Source organism: Micromonospora sp. SYSU B005 (assembly GCF_055362685.1).
This window is the reverse complement of record NZ_JAXCFU010000004.1, coordinates 363291-381351: the sequence shown is the minus strand read 5'-3', so window position 1 is coordinate 381351 and position 18061 is coordinate 363291. Positions and strand designations below refer to the sequence as shown.

21 protein-coding genes are annotated in these 18061 nt (G+C 73.3%); 11 read left to right on the top strand and 10 right to left on the bottom strand.

The window, feature by feature from the left end:
• The first annotated feature begins 10 nt into the window (after positions 1 to 10).
• Positions 11 to 322 (top strand): hypothetical protein, encoded by a 312-nt coding sequence (locus SM452_RS13350; protein ID WP_262013550.1) that lies wholly within the window; start codon positions 11 to 13, stop codon positions 320 to 322.
• A gap of 61 nt (positions 323 to 383) precedes the next feature.
• On the opposite strand, the gene SM452_RS13345 is transcribed toward SM452_RS13350, so the two are convergent.
• Positions 384 to 1757: a low temperature requirement protein A gene (locus tag SM452_RS13345; RefSeq protein ID WP_463840005.1), complete on the bottom strand. Its 1374-nt coding sequence runs from the start codon at positions 1755 to 1757 to the stop codon at positions 384 to 386.
• A 73-nt stretch (positions 1758 to 1830) separates the two neighbouring features.
• Complete coding sequence (locus SM452_RS13340; protein ID WP_355507112.1) at positions 1831 to 2415, bottom strand: HhH-GPD-type base excision DNA repair protein; 585 nt, start codon at positions 2413 to 2415, stop codon at positions 1831 to 1833.
• A 100-nt stretch (positions 2416 to 2515) separates the two neighbouring features.
• Here SM452_RS13340 and SM452_RS13335 point away from each other — a divergent pair, with 100 nt between their 5' ends.
• Positions 2516 to 3091, top strand: a complete 576-nt coding sequence (locus SM452_RS13335) for a GNAT family N-acetyltransferase (RefSeq protein ID WP_355507110.1) — start codon at positions 2516 to 2518, stop codon at positions 3089 to 3091.
• Positions 3092 to 3108: 17 nt separating this feature from the next.
• On the opposite strand, the gene SM452_RS13330 is transcribed toward SM452_RS13335, so the two are convergent.
• Both SM452_RS13330 and SM452_RS13325 read right to left on the bottom strand, forming a co-directional pair.
• Complete coding sequence (locus SM452_RS13330) at positions 3109 to 3231, bottom strand: hypothetical protein (protein WP_355507108.1); 123 nt, start codon at positions 3229 to 3231, stop codon at positions 3109 to 3111.
• Positions 3232 to 3358: 127 nt separating this feature from the next.
• Positions 3359 to 4579, bottom strand: coding sequence for a S8 family peptidase (locus SM452_RS13325; protein WP_194802991.1), 1221 nt, complete (start codon positions 4577 to 4579; stop codon positions 3359 to 3361).
• A 180-nt stretch (positions 4580 to 4759) separates the two neighbouring features.
• Here SM452_RS13325 and SM452_RS13320 point away from each other — a divergent pair, with 180 nt between their 5' ends.
• Both SM452_RS13320 and dtd read left to right on the top strand, forming a co-directional pair.
• Complete coding sequence (locus tag SM452_RS13320) at positions 4760 to 6244, top strand: DUF7782 domain-containing protein (protein WP_355507106.1); 1485 nt, start codon at positions 4760 to 4762, stop codon at positions 6242 to 6244.
• A complete protein-coding gene (gene dtd / locus SM452_RS13315; RefSeq protein ID WP_262013555.1) occupies positions 6244 to 6666 on the top strand; it encodes a D-aminoacyl-tRNA deacylase in 423 nt (140 codons plus the stop codon). The genes SM452_RS13320 and dtd overlap by 1 nt, the downstream gene beginning before the upstream one ends.
• Here dtd and SM452_RS13310 read toward each other — a convergent pair.
• Entirely contained in the window at positions 6663 to 7451 is a 789-nt protein-coding gene (locus tag SM452_RS13310; protein ID WP_262013655.1) for a sporulation protein, read from the bottom strand. The two genes, dtd and SM452_RS13310, sit on opposite strands and share 4 nt — an antisense overlap.
• 220 nt (positions 7452 to 7671) lie before the next feature.
• On the opposite strand from SM452_RS13310, the gene sigB reads away from it, so the two are divergent.
• From sigB to SM452_RS13290, 4 genes are all read left to right on the top strand, one after another.
• The gene (sigB, locus tag SM452_RS13305) at positions 7672 to 8658 is read left to right on the top strand and encodes an RNA polymerase sigma factor SigB (protein WP_463840004.1); all 987 of its coding nucleotides are present in this window, start codon (positions 7672 to 7674) and stop codon (positions 8656 to 8658) included.
• A 109-nt stretch (positions 8659 to 8767) separates the two neighbouring features.
• A complete protein-coding gene (locus SM452_RS13300) occupies positions 8768 to 9103 on the top strand; it encodes an ArsR/SmtB family transcription factor (protein ID WP_120573912.1) in 336 nt (111 codons plus the stop codon).
• Positions 9100 to 9591 carry an SRPBCC family protein gene (locus SM452_RS13295; RefSeq protein WP_463840003.1) on the top strand — a complete coding sequence of 164 codons (492 nt, stop codon included), beginning with the start codon at positions 9100 to 9102 and terminating at the stop codon, positions 9589 to 9591. The genes SM452_RS13300 and SM452_RS13295 overlap by 4 nt, the downstream gene beginning before the upstream one ends.
• Positions 9588 to 9995 carry a VOC family protein gene (locus SM452_RS13290; RefSeq protein ID WP_262013559.1) on the top strand — a complete coding sequence of 136 codons (408 nt, stop codon included), beginning with the start codon at positions 9588 to 9590 and terminating at the stop codon, positions 9993 to 9995. The genes SM452_RS13295 and SM452_RS13290 overlap by 4 nt, the downstream gene beginning before the upstream one ends.
• A 3-nt stretch (positions 9996 to 9998) precedes the next feature.
• On the opposite strand, the gene SM452_RS13285 is transcribed toward SM452_RS13290, so the two are convergent.
• The 3 genes from SM452_RS13285 to SM452_RS13275 are packed head-to-tail and all read right to left on the bottom strand — an operon-like array spanning position 9999 to position 14666.
• A complete protein-coding gene (locus tag SM452_RS13285) occupies positions 9999 to 12554 on the bottom strand; it encodes a bifunctional acetate--CoA ligase family protein/GNAT family N-acetyltransferase (protein WP_355507098.1) in 2556 nt (851 codons plus the stop codon).
• A gap of 25 nt (positions 12555 to 12579) precedes the next feature.
• Positions 12580 to 13761: an acetoin utilization protein AcuC gene (locus SM452_RS13280; RefSeq protein ID WP_357209264.1), complete on the bottom strand. Its 1182-nt coding sequence runs from the start codon at positions 13759 to 13761 to the stop codon at positions 12580 to 12582.
• Positions 13762 to 13808: 47 nt separating this feature from the next.
• Positions 13809 to 14666 (bottom strand): sulfurtransferase, encoded by an 858-nt coding sequence (locus SM452_RS13275; protein WP_262013562.1) that lies wholly within the window; start codon positions 14664 to 14666, stop codon positions 13809 to 13811.
• A gap of 97 nt (positions 14667 to 14763) precedes the next feature.
• Here SM452_RS13275 and SM452_RS13270 point away from each other — a divergent pair, with 97 nt between their 5' ends.
• Complete coding sequence (locus SM452_RS13270) at positions 14764 to 15450, top strand: metal-dependent transcriptional regulator (RefSeq protein WP_135238925.1); 687 nt, start codon at positions 14764 to 14766, stop codon at positions 15448 to 15450.
• A 12-nt stretch (positions 15451 to 15462) separates the two neighbouring features.
• On the opposite strand, the gene SM452_RS13265 is transcribed toward SM452_RS13270, so the two are convergent.
• Positions 15463 to 16011, bottom strand: coding sequence for a hypothetical protein (locus tag SM452_RS13265; RefSeq protein ID WP_135238924.1), 549 nt, complete (start codon positions 16009 to 16011; stop codon positions 15463 to 15465).
• Between the two features lie 87 nt (positions 16012 to 16098).
• On the bottom strand, positions 16099 to 16332 hold the full coding sequence (locus tag SM452_RS13260; protein ID WP_262013563.1) for a DUF5522 domain-containing protein: 234 nt from the start codon (positions 16330 to 16332) through the stop codon (positions 16099 to 16101).
• A 164-nt stretch (positions 16333 to 16496) separates the two neighbouring features.
• Here SM452_RS13260 and SM452_RS13255 point away from each other — a divergent pair, with 164 nt between their 5' ends.
• Together SM452_RS13255 and SM452_RS13250 are read left to right on the top strand one after the other, a co-directional pair.
• A complete protein-coding gene (locus SM452_RS13255; RefSeq protein WP_262013656.1) occupies positions 16497 to 17093 on the top strand; it encodes an RNA polymerase sigma factor in 597 nt (198 codons plus the stop codon).
• Positions 17090 to 18043: a hypothetical protein gene (locus SM452_RS13250; RefSeq protein WP_463840002.1), complete on the top strand. Its 954-nt coding sequence runs from the start codon at positions 17090 to 17092 to the stop codon at positions 18041 to 18043. Before SM452_RS13255 ends, SM452_RS13250 begins: the two co-directional genes overlap by 4 nt.
• Positions 18044 to 18061: the final 18 nt, after the last annotated feature.

Here is an 18061-nt window from a genome sequence, read left to right as displayed (position 1 = left end):
CGCTTCGCCCGTGGCCAACCGGTTCAGCTTCACCGACGAGGCGCTGGCGAACCTGCGGGTCTACGACGTCACACCCGGGGAAGTCTGGGAGGCCCTGCACAGCAACCGCCGGGTCATCCGGCACCTCGGTGACGACGTGATGGTGGTCTACGCCACCGACCACCGGGGCCGGCGGCTCGCCGTGCTGCTGGCCGAGGCCGACGGCACCGACAACGACTGGGACATCCTCTCCGCCCGCGAGCTGAGCGACGTCGAGGCCAAGCGCTACGACGAGGCGGTGCGGAGATCACGCCGACGAGGAGGCGGTCACGATGCATCGTGACGAGGCGACCAAGCGGTTCCACGCCGGAGGCGACGCGTTCGCCGAGCTGATCGACGACACGTCACCGGCGCAGCTGCCCACCCCCGACACCGACGTGCCGATGGTCAGCCGGTCGGTCCGGCTTCCGCTGGAGACGTACGAGCGGGTCCGCGCCGCCGCCGACGCGCGCGGCATCGGCGTGACCACGTTGATGCGGCAGTGGATCGAGGCCGGCCTGGCCGACCTGGACGACTCCGCCACCGTCTCGCTGGCCGACGTGCGCCGCGCGCTGGCGTCGCTGTCCCGCCCGACCGCAGCCTGACCGCTCACGCCTCGGGGCCGGCCTCGCCGAGCGCCTCCCGCCCGATCGGCGAGGCGGGGGCCTCCGGCGGCCGGTGCCAGGCCCGGCGGGCGTCGGCGAACGCGACGATCGCCAGCACGACTGCCACCGCACCGAGCGCGAACATCGCCGGCACGGCCGCCAGCGCGGGCAGGAGCAGCACCAGCACCACCAGCTCGGCCGGGCCGTGTCGTACGGGTGGGTGATGACCAGCTCGTAGCCGACCGCCGCGCCGATCACGCCGAGCACCATGAACAGGTGGGTCTGCGCCGCCGACTCGGCCAGCCGTCCCGGCGTGCCGGCCACCCGCAGCGCCTCCGCGAGCAGGTGACCGGCCCGGTAGAAGTAGATCCGCCAGAGCAACGCCGTGATCACGAACGAGATCGCGAACGCCACCGCCGCGTCGCCGGAGAACTCCTTCCCGCTGAAGGTCACGCCGATCACCAGGATCGACTCACCGAGCGCGATGAGGAAGATCTGCTGGTAGCGCTCGGCCAGGTGCTCCCCGGCGACGAGCCACTGCCGGATGCGCGAGGCCCCGATCCACGGCAGCGGCCAGCCCAGAATCGTGCCGAGGTGGTCCACCGCCAGCGCGACGACCCACAGCGCCAGGCGGGGACCGGGCATCAGCGCGCCGGCGATCCAGAGCGGGGCGCTGAATCCCGCCCAGGCGGCCAGCCGCAGCGGCACCAGGCGCCGCGGGTGCGCGCGCAACGCCACCAAGATCAGCAGCGGCCGGCCGACCATCACCACCACGTACGCGAGCGCGAACGGCAGCGCCCGCTCCTCCAGGGCGCGCGGCAGCGTCACGCCCAGCACCAGGCTGCCGAACATCGTGCCGACCACGACGACCTGGATGACGGTGCGCTCCGGCTCGTACCGGCTGGTCACCCAGGTGGTGATCGTCCAGACCTGCCAGAGCACCAGGAACAGCAGCAGGGTCCTGCCCACGTCGGCGGCCACCGCCCCGGCGGAGCCGTCCAGACCGCTGATCAGCCGCTGGGAGACCCGGGTCAGCGCGAACACGAAGACCAGGTCGAAGAAGAGCTCCAGAAAGGTGGCCCGCCCGGGACTGGACGCGGTACGCAGCAGCGCCCCGCCCCGCTGCTCGGTCATCGTCCGCCCCCGTCCCCCCGTCCTGGCAACAAACGACAGGGACGGCGGGCCGGTTGCGGCGGCGGGCGGCGGATCAGCCCTTCGCGGCCTTCGCCTCCGCCTTCATCCGCTGCTTGAACTCGCGTACGCGGCGCAGCGACTCCGGATCGGTCACGTCCGCGACCGACCGGTGGGCGTCCGCGTCGCCGTAGTCGCCGGCCGCCTCGCGCCAGCCGTCCGGGGTGATCCCGAACCGCTTGCCGAGCAGCGCGACGAAGATCTGTGCCTTCTGCCGGCCGAACCCGGGCAGCTCACCCACCCGGCGCAGCAGCTCCCGGCCGTCTGTCACGTCGGACCAGAGCCGGGCCGGGTCGCCGTCGTAACGCTCGACGAGCGCCCGGCACACCTCCTGAACGCGGGCCGCCATCGCCTTGGGGAAGCGGTGCAGCGCGGGCGGCCGGGCGAAGATCTCCACCAGCGCCTCCGGGTCGTACCCGGCCAGCTCCGCGGCGTCGGGCTCGTGGCCGAGCCGCTGCGCCAGCACGTACGGGGAGGAGAACGCCTTCTCCATCGGCACCTGCTGGTCCAGGACGAGCCCGAGAACAAGGGCCAGCGCATTCCGATTGAGAAGTTCGTTCGCCGCAGGATCTATGGGCAAGGACAGTGTCATGGCAGTCATGGTCCCTCACCAAACTCCGCCACCAACGATTACCTGACGTGTCGAAGGTGCCACCAAGTCGAACCTCCACCCGATGGCACCGGAAGGAGAAGATCCAGACATGGGCCACGCCGACCTGATCGACAACGAAGAAGTGCAGACTCCCCGGCTGTCGCTACGCCGCCCGACCCACGCTGACATCGACACCATCTATCGAATCCACAGCGATCCAACGGCATACGCCCACAATCCGGCTGACGCGCTTGCCACACGTGCAGAAGCCGAGGAGCGCTACCAACGCTGGAACGAACACTGGAACCAGCACGGCTTCGGCTACTGGACCGTCCACAGCCAGCTGCGGACCCATCAGCCGCTCGGCTTTTGCGGCATCAAGCTGATGCAGCTGCACGGCCGCACCATCTTGAACCTCTTCTACCGCCTTGACCCGCTGGCCTGGGGCAACGGAGTAGCCACCGAAGCCGCCACCGCCGTCGTCAACTGGGCAACCGCGCACCTGCCCGACTATCCGATCATCGCGAGAGTCCGACCCGACAACGCGGCGTCGCTGAAGGTCGCGGCACGCGCCGGCCTGCGTCGCGCTCCCCATCTGGATACGGACGGGGAGGATGGCCTCGACTGGATCTTCACGTCGAACTGGCCGGACGACGCCGAGCCAGTCCACAACCCGCGCCCCTGAATCCGACTCCGCGCGACCTAGAACGCCATTTTCCCTGGTTGGACGATCTGCTGGTCCAGCACCATGCCGAGGAGCAGGGCCAGCGGGCTGCGGCCCAGCAGTTCGTTCGCCTGCGGGTCGATGGGCAGTGACAGCGTCATGGGGACCATAGTGCCGCGCCGCCCGCCGGTCAGGGGCGGCGACTCCCCGACCACGTGACGCGGCCCGGCGGACCCCTGGGAGGTCCACCGGGCCGCGGCCCACGGTGTGGTCAGGTCACCGGTGTCGTCAGTTGACGACGAAGAGCAGCCGGTTCGGCGAGCCCGAGCCCGGGCTGGTCACCTTGCCGGTGGTGGCGTTGCTGGTCAGGTAGCTGGCCACCTGAGCCGGGGTGTAGGAGGTGTTGGCGGACAGGACGAGCGCCGCCGCGCCGGCCACGTGCGGGGACGCCATCGAGGTGCCGCTGATCGTGTTGGTGGCGGTGTCGCTGGTACGCCACGCCGAGGTGATCGACGAACCCGGGGCGAAGATGTCCACGCAGGAGCCGTAGTTCGAGTAGGAGGCACGGGCGTCGGTGCTGGTGGTGGCGCCCACCGTGATCGCCGAGGCGACCCGGGCCGGCGACGAGTTGCACGCGTTGGCGCTGGAGTTGCCGGCCGCGAGCGCGTACGTGATGCCGGAGTTGATCGAGTTGGCCACCGCGTTGTCCAGCGTGGTGCTGGCGCCGCCGCCGAGGCTCATGTTCGCCACGGCCGGCTTCACCGCGTTCGAGGTGACCCAGTTGACGCCGCTGATCACGCCGGCGGTGGTGCCGCTGCCGGAGCAGTTGAGCACCTTGACGGCGACCAGGCGCACACCCTTGGCCACGCCGTACTTGGTGCCGCCGACGGTGCCGGCGACGTGGGTGCCGTGGCCGTTGCAGTCGGTGTTGTTGGTGTCGACGGTGTTGGTGCCCCAGGTGGCCCGGCCGCCGAAGTCGCTGTGCGTGGTGCGGATGCCCGTGTCGATGATGTAGGCGCGCACGTTGCTGGCGGTGTTCGGGTAGGTGAAGGTGCTGTTCAGCGGCAGGTTGCGCTGGTCGATCCGGTCCAGGCCCCAGGTGGCGCCGGTCTGGGTGCCCTGGGTGGTCATGACGCGGTCCTGCTCGACGTACGCGACGGACGGGTCGGCGGCGAGCCGGCGCGCCTGGGCGGGGGTCATCTTCGCGCTGTAGCCGGTGAGAGCGGAGCTCCACACCGTGCCGACGTTGCCGCCGTAGCGCTTGGCCAGGCCGGCGGCCCGGTCCGGCACGGCGGTACGGGCGGCGAGGGTGTTCGCGGTGCCGACCGCGTCGCCCTTGAGCACGACCACGTAGCTGCCGCTGACGGCGTCGGCGGCACCGGCGTACCGGATCTCCCCGGTGGGTGCGGCGAGAGCGGGCGTGGAGGCGGCGGCGGCGAAGGCCGCGGCGGCGGCCGTGACGGCGAGCGCACGCAGCGCGCGGCGCCGGGGAAGGGACACGTCGGGCATCGTCTGGCTCCCTACCGGGGCAGCCCGGTTTGTGGCCGGATCACCCCATCGACGGATGTTGGCAGGAATGCTAACCAGAGATCGATAAACATGAAAGAGATAGTTGCCGATAGATACGGTCCACGTTATGGATCGGCGGGTGCGCGCCACGCCGGACGACGCCCGAGGCAGGATGAGCACGTGGACCGTCACGACATGCTGCTCTCCCCCGCCGGGGTCGACGCGCTGCGCACCGCGCTGACGCTCGCCCGCTTCACCGCCAACGGGATCGCCGACCGCCTGGGCCCGCAGACCACCGGCGCGGTGGCCCGCAACGACTACCGGGCCGCGCTGCGCGCCACCGAGGACCGGGACCGGCTGGCCACGCTGATCCGCGTCTTCATCTGCGACCAGACCGAGCCGGAGGCGGCGGTCGCCGACGCGCTGGCTCCGCTGGCGCTGGACGAGGCGCTGGCCGGGGGCATCGTGGAGCGGCACGGCGACGGCCTGCGCGCCGGGGTCGACCTGGAGCCGTACGGCGACGACTGGTGGGTGCTCGCCGACGTGCCCGCCAGTGCGCGGCCCGGGCGCCCGCTGCACTCCGAGCACGTGCTGGGCATCGGCGGCGCCACCCAGACGCTGATCTCGGCCGCCGTGCGCCCGGTCGTGGACACCGCGCTCGACCTGGGCACCGGTTCCGGCGTGCAGGCGCTGCACCTGGGCACCCACGCCCGCCGGGTCACCGCCACCGACGTCTCCGAGCGGGCGCTGCGGTTCGCCGCCACCACCGCCGCGCTCAACGGTCAGGACTGGGAGCTGCTGCGCGGCGACATGGTCGCCCCGGTAGCCGGGCGCCGCTTCGACCTGGTGGTCAGCAACCCGCCGTTCGTGGTCGGCCCGGGCACCACCACGCACGTCTACCGGGACTCCGGGCGGGTCGGCGACGCGATCGGCGCGGAGCTGGCCGCCGCCGCGCCGGACCTGCTCACCGAGGGCGGCACCATGCAGTACCTGGCGAACTGGGTGCACGTCACCGGCGAGGACTGGGCCGAGCGGGTCACCGGTTGGTTCGCCGGCACCGGCCTGGACGCCTGGGTGATCCAGCGCGAGGTGGCCGACCCGATGGCGTACGTGAACCTGTGGCTCACCGACGTCGGCGAGAGCGCCGACCCGCAGCGGATGGCGGCCTGGCTGGACTGGTTCGACGCGTACAAGGTCGAGGCGATCGGCTTCGGCATCGTCTCGCTGCGCCGCTCCGGCCACGACCAGCCGGTCGTGCGGGTGGAGGACCTGCGCCAGCGGGTCGAGCCGCCGCTGGGCGACCGGATCGGCGAGTGGTTCACCAGGCAGGACTGGCTGCGCGCCCGGGACACCGAGGGCCTGCTCGCCGCCCGCTACCGTGCCGCCGAAGGGCTCCAGCTCCGGCAGGAGGCCACCATGGGCGACGACGGCTGGGCGGTGGACCGGCAGGTCCTGGCCGTGCCGCGCGGCCTGCGCTGGTCGGAGGAGATCGACCCGCTGGTGCTCGCCCTGGTCGGCGGCGCCGACGGCCGGCTGCCGCTGCGCGACCAGCTCGCCCTGCTGGCCGCCGCGCACGACGTGGCGCCGGACGAGCTGGCCGAGGCGGCCGGACCGATCGTGGCGCACCTGGTCGAGCGCGGCATCGTCGAGCCGGTGACCGACTGATGCGGGCGGTGGTGCAGACCGTCGGCCGGGCCCGGGTGACTGTCGGCGACGAGGTGACCGGCGAGATCTCCGACGGGCTGCTGGTGCTGCTCGGCGTCACCCACACCGACACCCCCCAGGTGGCCGCCACGATGGCCCGCAAGCTGCACGAGCTGCGCATCCTCGACGACGAGCGCAGCGCCGCCGACGTCGGGGCGCCGCTGCTCGTGGTCAGCCAGTTCACGCTCTACGGCGACGCCCGCAAGGGCCGGCGGCCGAGCTGGACCGCCGCCGCTCCCGCCGAGGTGGCCGAACCCCTGGTGGACGCCGTGGTCGAACAGCTGCGGTCCCGGGGCGCGAAGGTGGAGACCGGCCGGTTCCGCGCCCACATGCTGGTGGAGAGCGTCAACGTCGGTCCCCGGACCCTCGTGCTCGACCTCTAGAAGAACAGGCCCCGGCGGGACAGCGACTGCCGCAGCCAGCCGTCGAGCTGGGCGGCCCAGTCCGTGTGGTCCGCGGTCGCGTGGTCCACAGTGAACCGGCCGAACGCGTCGCGGCCCTCGGTGAACAGGCCGCCCCGCTTGTCCAGCTCCAGCACCACGTGGACCTGGCGCGGATCGGTCACGAAGGTGACCTCCAGCTGGTTCATCGCGCCCGCGTACTGCGGCGCCGGGTAGAACTCGATCTCCTGGTAGAACGGCAACTGCTGGTGCAGGCCGTAGATGTGTCCGCGCTCGACGTCGGCACGGGCGAAGCGGAAGCCCAGCCGCAGCAGCGCCTCCAGCAGCCGCTCGTGGGCCGGCAGCGGGTGCACCGCCACCGGGTCCAGGTCACCCTTGTCCATCGCCCGCGCCACCTCCAGCTCGGTACGCAGACCCATCGTCATGCCGTGCAGGTGCTGGCCGTACAGGTCGGTCAGCGGGGTCTCCCAGGGCACCTGGAAGCGGAACGGCACGTCGTGACGCTGCCCCGGCTCCAGCCGGAACGGGCCGGTCATCTGGGCCCGGCCGAACTCCTGGTTGACGTCGTACTCGCTGTCGGAGCTCTCCACCTCGACCCGCGTGACCAGGCCGAGTGCGATGTAGCTCACGTCCACCGGGTGGTCACCGCCGACCACCTGGATCCGGCCCTCCAGAACGCCGCCCGGGCGGCAGTTCGGGTTGGCCAGCACCGTCTCCACCGACGGTCCGCCCACACCCATCGCCTGCATGAGCCGCTTGAAGACCACCACGTTCTCCGATCGTCAGTGCCGGGCCGGCCCCGACGGCCGGTCGGTGGCACGGTAACCGCGCCGGGCAAGGGAATGCCGGATTCCCACGTGGATTCCTGTCGGGTCCCCGATCGCCTCACTCCCGTCTCACGCCCCGACCGCCAAGCTGTTTGTCATCGGCCACCACCGCGTGGGCGGCACGGGACCGGTAGGCACGTCGGACACGGGGAGAACAGAGATGACCCAGCAGATGATCGAGCACCAGGACATGGACATCACCCTCACGGACCTCGACGCCACCGACGAGCGCGGCGTCTCCACCGACCTGGTCCGGGCGTACCTGAACGGCATCGGCCGCACCAAGCTGCTCACCGCGGCGCAGGAGGTCGAGCTGAGCAAGCGGATCGAGGCCGGCCTCTTCGCCGAGGAGAAGCTGGCCACCTGCACCCCCGTCTCCGCCGAGCTGCGCGCGGACCTGGCGCTGATCGCGGCCGAGGGCCGCGCCGCCAAGGACCACCTGCTGGAGGCCAACCTGCGGCTGGTGGTGAGCATCGCCAAGCGCTACACCGGTCGCGGCATGGCCTTCCTCGACCTCATCCAGGAAGGCAACCTCGGCCTCATCCGCGCCGTCGAGAAGTTCGACTACACCAAGGGCTACAAGTTCTCCACCTACGCCACCTGGTGGATCCGCCAGGCCATCACCCGCGCCATGGCCGACCAGGCCCGCACCATCCGCATCCCGGTGCACATGGTCGAGCAGGTCAACCGGATGGTCCGGGTACGCCGCGAGCTGTCGGTGACGCTGGGCCGCGAGCCCACTGTGAGCGAGGTCGCCACGGCGCTGGAGATCCCGGAGTTCCAGGTGATCGAGCTGATCTCCTACGACCGGGAGCCGGTCAGCCTGGACCAGGCCGTCGGCGAGGACGGCGAGAGCGCGCTCGGCGACTTCGTCGCCGCCGTCGACCCGCGAACCGAGCCGGGCGACGCCGCCACCAACGGCGAGCTGCGCAACGAGGTCCGCATCGTGCTGGCCACGCTGTCCCAGCGGGAGCAGGCGGTGATCCGGCTGCGCTTCGGCCTGGACGACGGCCGGCAGCGCACGCTGGACGAGGTCGGCCGCGAGTTCGGCCTGTCCCGGGAGCGGATCCGGCAGATCGAGAAGGTCACGCTGCTCAAGCTGCGCGACCCGGAGCGGGCGAACCGGCTGGAGGCGTACGCCTGCTGATCCATCCCTGCCCCGACAGGCCCCGGCGGTTCGCCGGGGCCTGTCGTGCTTGACCTGCGCGCTCCCACCGTATACAACCGACTGGTTACACAACCAGGAGGTTATGAACGTGTCCGCGGATCTGCTCGACGCCACCTTCGCCGCGCTCGCCGACCCCACCCGGCGCGCCATCCTCACCCGGCTGGCCGCCGGGGAGGCGACTGTCACCGAACTGGCCGAGCCGTTCGCGATGAGCCAGCCGGCCGTCTCCAAGCACCTCAAGGTGCTCGAACGCGCCGGCCTGGTCACCCGGGGCCGGGACGCGCAACGCCGTCCCTGCCGGCTCGACGCCCGGCCGCTGCGGGAGGCGGTCGCGTGGCTGGCGGACTACCGGGACTACTGGGCCGAGAGCTACGCGCGACTGGACGAGGTGCTCGCCGAACTGACCGCCGGGGAGCAGCGGTGACCGGCCTGACCGTGAGCCTGCCCGGCGACCGGGAGATCCGGCTCAGCCGCGACTTCGCCGCTCCGCGCCACCTCGTGTTCGCCGCCTTCACCCGCCCCGAGTTGCTGGTCCGCTGGTGGGGCGCCCGCGGCTGGCACCTCGTCGAGTGCGAGGTGGACCTGCGGGTGGGCGGACGGTGGCGGTTCGTCTCCCGAGGGCCGGACGGCGACCTGATGGGCCAGGGCGGCACGTACCGGGAGGTCGACCCGCCCGCGCGACTGGTCTGCACCGAACTCTTCGACGGACAGTCCTATCCGGGCGAGACGCTGGTGCGTCACGACTTCACCGGTCCGGCGGACCGGACCACGGTCGTCACCCACCTGCGGTACGCCACCGCGCAGGGGCGCGACACCGTCCTGCGCTATCCGATGACCCGCGGCCTGAGCGAGGCGTTCGACCGGCTCGCGGCAGTGCTGCACACCGATTCGACGACAGGAGCGACGACATGAACTGGACGCTGGAAGTGGTGGTCGTACCGGTCTCCGACCTGGACCGGGCCAAGGAGTTCTACGCGCAACGGCTCGGCTTCGACCTCGACCACGACACCGATCTGGGCGGCGCGGGGCGGATCGTCCAACTCACTCCCCCGGGCTCCGGCTGCTCGATCGTCCTCGGCCGGGGCGTCGTACCGGAGATGCCGCCGGGCTCGCTCAAGGGCGTGCAACTGGTCGTACCGGACCTGGAACGGGCGCGCGCCGAACTGGTCGAGCGGGGCGTCGAGGTGAGCGAGATCCAGGTGATGGGCCAGAACCCGTACCCGGTGCCGCACCCGCTGGACAACGTCGGCTTCGCGTTCTTCCGCGACCCGGACGGCAACGAGTGGTCGGTGCAGCAGATCTCCGCGCGCGGCTGAGGTCTACAACCTTCGCGGGCCGGTGTCCGGGCGGGCGGCCTCGGCGCCGGTGCGCACGGCGGCGTGCAGCACCGAGATGCCGTCCGGCCGGGCCAGCACCGGATTCAGCGTGAGCGACCGCACCCGGGGCTGCTCGTCGGCGAGCCGGCCGACCCGCACCAGCAGGTCGACAAGGGCCGCCCGGTCCACCGGCGCGGCGCCCCGGTGCCCGCGCAGCAGCGGCGCCGCGCGGGGCTCGTCGACCAGCTCGGCGGCGTCCCGGTCGGTGAGCGGGACCGCGCGCCAGGCCCGGTCGCCCAGCAGCTCGGTCGCCACGCCACCCAGCCCGAACCCGACCACCGGCCCGAACGCCGGATCCTCCACCAGCTCCACCACGCACGCCACACCCGGCGCGACCATCGGCTGCACCAGCACCTCCGCGCCGAACACCGGGGCCATCTCGGCGTACGCGCGGCGCAGCGCGGCGGCGTCGGCCAGGTCGAGGCGTACCGCGCCGAGGTCGAGGCGGTGCCGCAGCCCGGGCGCGGCGGCCTTGAGCGCCACCGGCCAGCCGAGCCGGTCGGCCGCCGTCAGCACCTCGTCGGCGCTGCCGGCCGGCACCGACTCCACCACGTCGATCCCGTACGCGCGCAGCAACGCCGCCGAGTCGGCCCCGTCCGGGCGCAACGCGGCGTGCCCGGCCGCCCGGTCCACGTCGGCCAGTTCCGGCAGCACGCCCGGTGGCCGGCGCAGCCAGTCCGCGTACGCGGTCACCCGGCCCAGCGCGCGTACCGCCTCCTCCACGCTCGGGTACGCCGGCACCCCGGCCGGCACCAGCCCGGCCAGGAACGTCGCCACCACCGGCTTGCCGGTGACCTTCGCGTCGGGCAGCGCCGCGGCGAAGTCGGCCACCGGGTCGGCGAGCTGGCCCGGCAGCGGCGGCGCGAACACCGCCACCACGGCGTCCACCCGCTCGTCGGCCACCGCGTCACCGAGCGCGGCGGCGTACGCGGCGGCCCCGGCGCTCGGCCCCACGTCCTGCGGGTAGCCGTCGGCGACTGCCAGTCCCTGGGCGGCGCAGGCGGTCGCGGCCAGCCCGGTCAGCGCCGACGAGTTGCCCACCACCGCGACCCGCCGCCCGGCCGGCAGCGGCTGGTGGGCCAGCAGCACACCCACGTCGAGCAGTTCGGACACGGTGTCCACCCGGATCACACCGGACTGGGCGAACAGCGCGCTCACCGCCGCCGCGTCCAGCGCGGGTGCCTCCCCCACGCCCGGCGGCCGCGCCAGCGAGGCGAGTGCCACCACCGGCTTGCTGCGGCCGATGCGCCGGGCCAGCCGGGCGAACTTGCGCGGGTTGCCGAACGTCTCCAGGTAGAGCGTGATGACGTCGGTGGCCGGGTCGTCCTGCCAGTACTGGAGCAGGTCGTTGCCGGACACGTCGGCCCGGTTGCCGGCCGACACGAAGCTGGACAGGCCGAGCCCGCGCCGGGACGCCTCGGCCAGCAGCGCCACCCCGAACGCGCCGGACTGGCTGAACACGCCGACCCGGCCCGCCGCCGGCAGCACCGGGGCGAGCGTGGCGTTGAGGCGTACCGCCGGGTCGGTGTTGGCGACGCCGAGGCAGTTCGGGCCGACCACCCGCATGCCGGCCAGGTGCGCGGCGCGGACCAGCGCGCGCTGCGCCGCCGCGCCGGCCGGGCCGGACTCGGCGAACCCGGCCGAGATCACCACCAAGCCGTGCGCGCCGGCGCGTGCGGCGTCGTGCACCACGTCGGTCACCGCGTCCGGCGGGACCGCCACCACGGCGAGGTCGACGTCCTCGCCGGCGTCGGCCGCCGACGGGTACGCGGGCAGCCCCGCCACCGTCGCCGCGCTCGGGTGCACCGGCACGATCGCCCCGGCGAAGCCGCCGTCGCGCAGGTGCCCGAGCAGCGCCGCGCCGACGCCCTGGCCGGTGGTGCTGGCGCCGTACACGGCGATGCCACGCGGCGCGAGCAGCCGGGCGATCGACCGGGCCTCGGTGCGGTGCTCCCGGCCGCGCTGCACCGCAAGCGTCGCCTCGGTGGGCGCGATCGGGAAGCTCAGGTGCACCACGCCGTCGGCGTACTGGCGCTGGACCTGGTAGCCGAAGTCGGCGAAGACCCGCAGCATCGTCCCGTTGGCCGGGAGCACCTCGGCGACGAAGTGCACGATCCCGTGGCGCCCGGCCGCGTCGGCCAGGTGCTCCAGCAGCACCGAGCCGATGCCCCGGCCCTGGTAGGCGTCCTCGACCACGAACGCCACCTCGGCCTCGGGCGAGGCGGGGCCGAGCCGCTCGTAGCGGCCGACGGCGACGATCCGCTCGCCGGCCAGCACCACGAACGCCTCCCGGTCGCGGTGGTCGACGTTGACGAAACGCTTCAGGTCGCGTTCCGGGATACGCGGGTACGGCGAGAAGTACCGCAGGTATCGGGTGCGCTCCGAGAAACGGCCGTGCATGGCCACGATCTCGGGCGCGTCCTCCGGACGGATCGGTCGCAGCTGGACGGTCGTGCCGTCGCTGAGCAGCACGTCCAGCGGTTGTTCGACGGTGGTCACCGGTCGGTCCTCCCCTGCCGCCGGCTCAGTCGCGCGGGTCGTGCGGATCGAGCCCGAGCAGCGGGAAGACGGCCTTGCGGGTGGCCGCGACGGCCCGGTCCACCGCGTTCGGCTCGCCGCTGGGCTGCCACGGCAGGTACGACGGGTCCACGTCGTCGGTCATCCGCAACGGCACGTCGTGCCCGGGTAGCCGCCGCGCGGCCAGCTCCCGCCAGCCGGGCGGGGTCAGCATCGCCGGGTCGACCGGCTCACCGGTGGCGATCGCGAGCAGGTGCGTCCACGCCCGGGGCACCACCTCGACCAGCGCGTACCCGCCGCCGCCGGTGGCGACCCAGCGACCGTCGCACAGCTCGTCGGCGAGCGCCCGCAGCGAGCGGTACGTGGCCCGCTGCCCGTCCACCGACAGGTGCAGGTCGGCCAGCGGATCCTTGCGGTGCCCGTCGGCGCCGCACTGGGTGACGAGCACCTGCGGCCGGAACGCGCGCAGCACCGACGGCACGATCGCGTGGAACGCCCGCTGCCAGCCCGCGTCACCCACACCCGGGGGCAGCGGCACGTTCACAGCGGTGCCCTCCGCGCCCGGGCCGCCGGTCTCGTCCGGGAACCCGGTGCCGGGGAACAATGCGAGCGGCGTCTCGTGCAGGCTGATCGTGAGGACCCGCGGGTCGCGGTAGAAGATCTCCTGCACGCCGTCGCCGTGGTGCACGTCCACGTCCACGTACGCGATGCGCTGCGCGCCGAGGTCGAGCAGCCGCGCGATGGCCACGGCCGGGTCGTTGTAGACGCAGAACCCGGCGGCGCGGGCGGGCATGGCGTGGTGCAGCCCGCCGGCGACGCTGACCGCGCGCCGGGCGTCGCCGCGCCACACCGCCTCGGCGGCGGCCGTCGTGGCGCCGGCGATCAGCGCGCTCGCGTCGTGCATCCCGTCGAAGACCGGATTGTCCGAGGTGCCCAGACCGAAGCCGGCGAACAGCGGGTCACGCGGCGCGGACCGGACCGCGTCCAGGTAGGCCGGATCGTGTACGCGGGTGAGCAGCGCGTCGTCGGCCGGCTCGGGCTTGACCAGCCGTACGCCGGGCCGGTCCAGCACACCCAGTTCACGGGCGAGCGCCATGGTCAGCTCGACCCGCACCGGGTCGAGGGGATGGTCGCCCATGTCGTAGGCGAGGAGAGCCTCGTCCCACACCACCACCGTGTCGTCGGCCATGCGGCCATCGTCGCACGTGGTCCGGGACGCGCCCACCAGTCGTACGCTCACCGGCCGGACGTGCCACCTGTCGCGACCGGACGGTCCGGGTCGGCCACCCACTCGCTCCACGAGCCGACGTACAACGCGGCGTCCGGGCGACCGGCCAGGTGCAACGCGAGCACGGCCTGCGCGGCGGTCACCCCGGAGCCGCAGTACGCACCGACCGGCGCGTCCGCGTCCACCCCGGCGGCGGCGAACCGCTCCCGCAGCGCACCGGCGTCGGGGAACCGGCCCTGCGTGACGTACTCCGGTGCGGGCACGTTCACCGCGCCCGGCACGTGCCCGGCGACCGGGTCGACCGGCTCGTGCTCGCCCCGGTAGCGCGGCGCGGCCCGGACGTCGATCAGCACGCCGGGTTCGGCGGCGGCGAGCCGGGCGGCCTGCGCGGCGTCCAGTACCGGCAGCGCGCCGGGCGCCACGGTCACGTCGCCCGGCGCCGGGGCGGGCACACTCGTGTCGACCGGCAGCCCGGCGGCCGTCCAGGCCGGGAAGCCGCCGTGCAGCACCCGCACCTGCCGGTGCCCGGCCCAGCGCAGCGTCCACCAGGCGCGGGCGGCGGACATGCCGTCGCCGCCGTCGTACACGACCACCGGATGACCGGTGCGGACGCCGGCGGCCCGCAGCGCGGCCTGCAACGCCGCCGGGTCCGGAAGCGGGTGCCGCCCGGCGGCGCCGGGCGGTCCGCACAGCTCGGTGTCCAGGTCGACGAAGACGGCGCCGGGCAGGTGGCCTGCGGCGTAGTCGTCGCGCCCGGGCGGGCCGGTCAGCCGCCAGCGGACGTCGAGCAGGGTCGGCGGGTCGGCGTGATCGAGTTCGGCGGCGAGCCGGTCGGGCTCGACCAGCAGGTCTGCGGTGGCGGACATACGGTCCAGTCAACACCATTCGGCGCGCCACCTCCGGCTTCGCCTCCGTCGATGGTCGGTGGTAACGGGTACCATCGGAGCCCAGGAGGCCGCAGACGTGAAGCACGACCTTGTTGACACCACCGAGATGTACCTGCGCACCATCCTCGAACTCGAGGAGGAGGGGGTGCCGCCGCTTCGTGCCCGCATCGCCGAGCGGCTGAAGCAGAGTGGCCCGACCGTCAGCCAGACCGTCGCCCGCATGGAGCGCGACGGCCTGCTCACCGTCGAGGGCGACCGGCACCTGACCCTCACGCCGCAGGGCCGCAACACCGCCGTGTCCGTGATGCGCAAGCACCGGCTGGCCGAGCTGCTGCTGGTGAACGTGATCGGGATGCCCTACGAGGAGGCCCACGAGGAGGCCTGCCGGTGGGAGCACGTGATGAGCGACGCGGTGGAGAAGCGGGTCTTCGACCTGCTCAACCGCCCGACCCGCTCGCCGTACGGCAACCCGATCCCGGGCCTGGAGGAGCTGGGCGACCCGGGCCAGGTGCCCGCCGACGCGGTCGAGGGTGAGCGCAACCTGGCGTTCCCCGGCCTGTCCGGCACAGTCGTGGTGCGGCGGATCTGCGAGAGCGTGCAGACCGACTCGGACGTGCTCCGGCAGTTGCACGCCGCCGGCGTCGACCCGGGCGCGACGGTGACGGTGGCGCAGGAACGCGACGCCGTCTCCATCGACCGCTCCGGTGACCGGGTCCGGCTGCCCCGCGAGGTGGCGTCCCGGGTGTTCGTCGCGGCCCGCTGACGCGGCTCCCGGTCAGAGCTGCCTGGTGTCGATCACCTTGGCCAGCGTGACCAGCTTGCCGGCCGTCTTGTCCGCCTCCGCCTTCGCGGTGCCGGTCGGGGCGGTCCAGCGCAGCGTGGCGAGCCGCCCCTCGGTGGCCAGCCAGCCGACCTCGGCGGCCGGCCCGGACTTCGCGGTCTTGGGCAGCGTGCGCCGGTAGGCGGCCTTGCCCAGCTTGCTGATCTTCGCCGCGCCGCTGGGCTGCACGTCCAGGGCGAACGTGGCGGCGTCGATCGACGTCTCGGTCACCGACAGCGTCAGCTCCGGCAGCACCGCCCCGGCGGCGCGGACCACGCAGGTGTGGGTGTCGCCCCGCTCGGTGGCCGCCGCCACGTCGAACGTGCCGCCGGTGTGCTCGGCGATCACCGCGAAGTCGAGCAGCCGGCACGCCCCGCCCGAGGACGCCGCCGCGACCGGGACCGGCGGAGGCGGGGGCGGCGGCCCGGCCGCCGTGGGCGCCTCGTCGGCGCAGCCGGCGGCGAGCAGGACGGCCGGAACGGCCAGCCAGAATCGGGCACGCACGGGAGACCTCCGCGGTCGGCGGCGGGTTCGACCCGCCGGAGTTCCGTCGGACACCGTACGGCGTGCCCCAGCGGGGACGGAAGCCCTCTAATCGGCCACGTACGGACAGTGCCGGCAGCCTCGCCCGCAGCACGTGCCACGCCGGGCGAGAAATCCCGCGCTGAGCACGAACAGCCCGGTCTCCGGGTCCAGGTAGCCGGCCTCCCCGGCGGCCAGCGCGGCGGCGTGCGCGGCAAGGATCCGTTCCCGTCCGGGGTGATCCGGCGACAGCCGCGACGGGTGCGGTTCGGTAAGGGGCCGGTCGGCCGGCTCGTCACGCACCGCTGGAGTCTACGGAGTGGCCTCCCGTACCCTCGCGCGGCGCCTGGGTGCTTACGCTGGTACCTCCCGTCGCGCCGGCTGTCCGGGAGGGACACCAAGACCGGGTGCGGTTCCGCCGTGAACCGGTCCGCGCCGACCGGGCATGAACGGGTGTGACAAACAAGATGCACCGGGCCGAGGCCCACGAGCGGGGACATCCCGGGGTCGGGCCGCCCGACGAGCCCTCGGACGACGAGGTGATCCGCGCGTCCGTCACGGAGCCGGAGCGGTTCGGGCCGTTGTTCGACCGGCATGCCGTCCCCGTGCACCGTTATCTGGCTCGTCGCATCGGCCCGCCGGCCGACGACCTACTGGCCGAGACCTTCCTGGTCGCATTCCGGCGGAGGGCGTCCTACACCTCGGACGTCGGCGTACGGCCGTGGCTGTTCGGGATCGCCACCAACCTCGTGCGCCGGCACGTGCGGACCGAGGAACGCCGCTACCGCGCGCTGGCCCGGCTCGCCGCCGGCGAGTTGGCACCGCCGGTGATCGAGGACGCGATCGACCGGCTGGACGCCGGCGCCCTACGCCGGGACCTGGCCCTGGCGCTGGCCTCGCTGCACCGGCGGGACCGGGACGTGTTGCTGCTCACCGCGTGGGCGGACCTGTCGTACGAGCAGATCGCCGCCGTGCTCGACATCCCGCTCGGCACCGTCCGTTCCCGCCTGCACCGTGCCCGCCGACTCACCCGACTCGCGCTCGCCATCGAGGAGCCGACATGAACGAGATCAACCTGCTGCGGACGCACGGGCCGGATGCCCCGGAAGCGTCCACCGAGACGCTCCGCCTCGCGAGGGAACGCCTCGCCGGCGAGTTCACCGCCGCATCCGTACGCCGGACCGTCCCGCCGCTGCGGCGGCGGACGCTCCTGGTGGCCGCCGCGGCCGCGGTGGTAGCCGGGGCGGGCGTCGGCCTCGCGGTACGTCCGCTCGATCGATCGGCGGAGCCGTTGACCCTGGTGGCTGCGACGATCCCGGAGTTTCCGTTGACCCTGCGGTCGCGGCCGGCGACGCTGAGCCCACCTCGCTACAGCTACGCTCCGGGCCAGTTCCTCGCCGTGTACCTGTCCCGCAGCACCACCGACGACGTCCACCTCTTCGTCTGGGACAGTGCACCGGCACAGATCACGAAGACGTCGCGTCCGGTGGCCGTCGCAGGCCGCCCGGCCGAGATGTACGAGGAGCCGAATCCCGGCGGACCGCGTCGGCTCGTCGTGTCGTGGGAGCGCAGGCCCGGTCAGTGGGTGACGCTGACCGGCCACGGCGTGTTCGCCGACAACGCGGCGCTGCTCCGGCTGGCCGAGCACGTCGTCGACGAGCCGCAGCAGGTGCCGCTGCGGGTCCGGGTGGCGCCGCGCGGTTGGCGGGTCGCCATGTTCAAGGACGACACCATCCTTACCCTGCGGGGCGACTCCCCCGACGAGACGCTCACCGTGCAGGTGGTTCCGCGCCGTGACCCGGACCTGCTGCGCACCGTGATGGGAGCCCGGGACGAGCGAAGGGTCACGGTGGGCGGCCGGGAAGCCCATCTGATCCGCACCGACGAGCTCTGGTTCCTGCAGGCAGAGGTGCCCGGCGGGGCCGTGGTCAACCTGCAGGCGCCGCTGCGGCTCTCCGCCGGCCAGGTCGTCGCGATCGCCGAGCAGGTATCCGTGACTCCGCGCCGCCCCTGACCGGCCCCCCTGCCGGCA

Excerpts from the sequence above, each read along its gene's own strand:
- SM452_RS13345 (WP_463840005.1), bottom strand. The coding sequence starts at position 1,757 with ATGACCGAGCAGCGGGGCGGGGCGCTGCTGCGTACCGCGTCCAGTCCC.
- SM452_RS13340 (WP_355507112.1), bottom strand. The coding sequence starts at position 2,415 with ATGACTGCCATGACACTGTCCTTGCCCATAGATCCTGCGGCGAACGAA.
- SM452_RS13335 (WP_355507110.1), top strand. The coding sequence starts at position 2,516 with ATGGGCCACGCCGACCTGATCGACAACGAAGAAGTGCAGACTCCCCGG.
- SM452_RS13330 (WP_355507108.1), bottom strand. The coding sequence starts at position 3,231 with ATGACGCTGTCACTGCCCATCGACCCGCAGGCGAACGAACTGCTGGGC.
- SM452_RS13325 (WP_194802991.1), bottom strand. The coding sequence starts at position 4,579 with ATGCCCGACGTGTCCCTTCCCCGGCGCCGCGCGCTGCGTGCGCTCGCC.
- dtd (WP_262013555.1), top strand. The coding sequence starts at position 6,244 with ATGCGGGCGGTGGTGCAGACCGTCGGCCGGGCCCGGGTGACTGTCGGC.
- sigB (WP_463840004.1), top strand. The coding sequence starts at position 7,672 with ATGACCCAGCAGATGATCGAGCACCAGGACATGGACATCACCCTCACG.
- SM452_RS13290 (WP_262013559.1), top strand. The coding sequence starts at position 9,588 with ATGAACTGGACGCTGGAAGTGGTGGTCGTACCGGTCTCCGACCTGGAC.
- SM452_RS13280 (WP_357209264.1), bottom strand. The coding sequence starts at position 13,761 with ATGGCCGACGACACGGTGGTGGTGTGGGACGAGGCTCTCCTCGCCTAC.
- SM452_RS13275 (WP_262013562.1), bottom strand. The coding sequence starts at position 14,666 with ATGTCCGCCACCGCAGACCTGCTGGTCGAGCCCGACCGGCTCGCCGCC.
- SM452_RS13255 (WP_262013656.1), top strand. The coding sequence starts at position 16,497 with ATGCACCGGGCCGAGGCCCACGAGCGGGGACATCCCGGGGTCGGGCCG.
- SM452_RS13250 (WP_463840002.1), top strand. The coding sequence starts at position 17,090 with ATGAACGAGATCAACCTGCTGCGGACGCACGGGCCGGATGCCCCGGAA.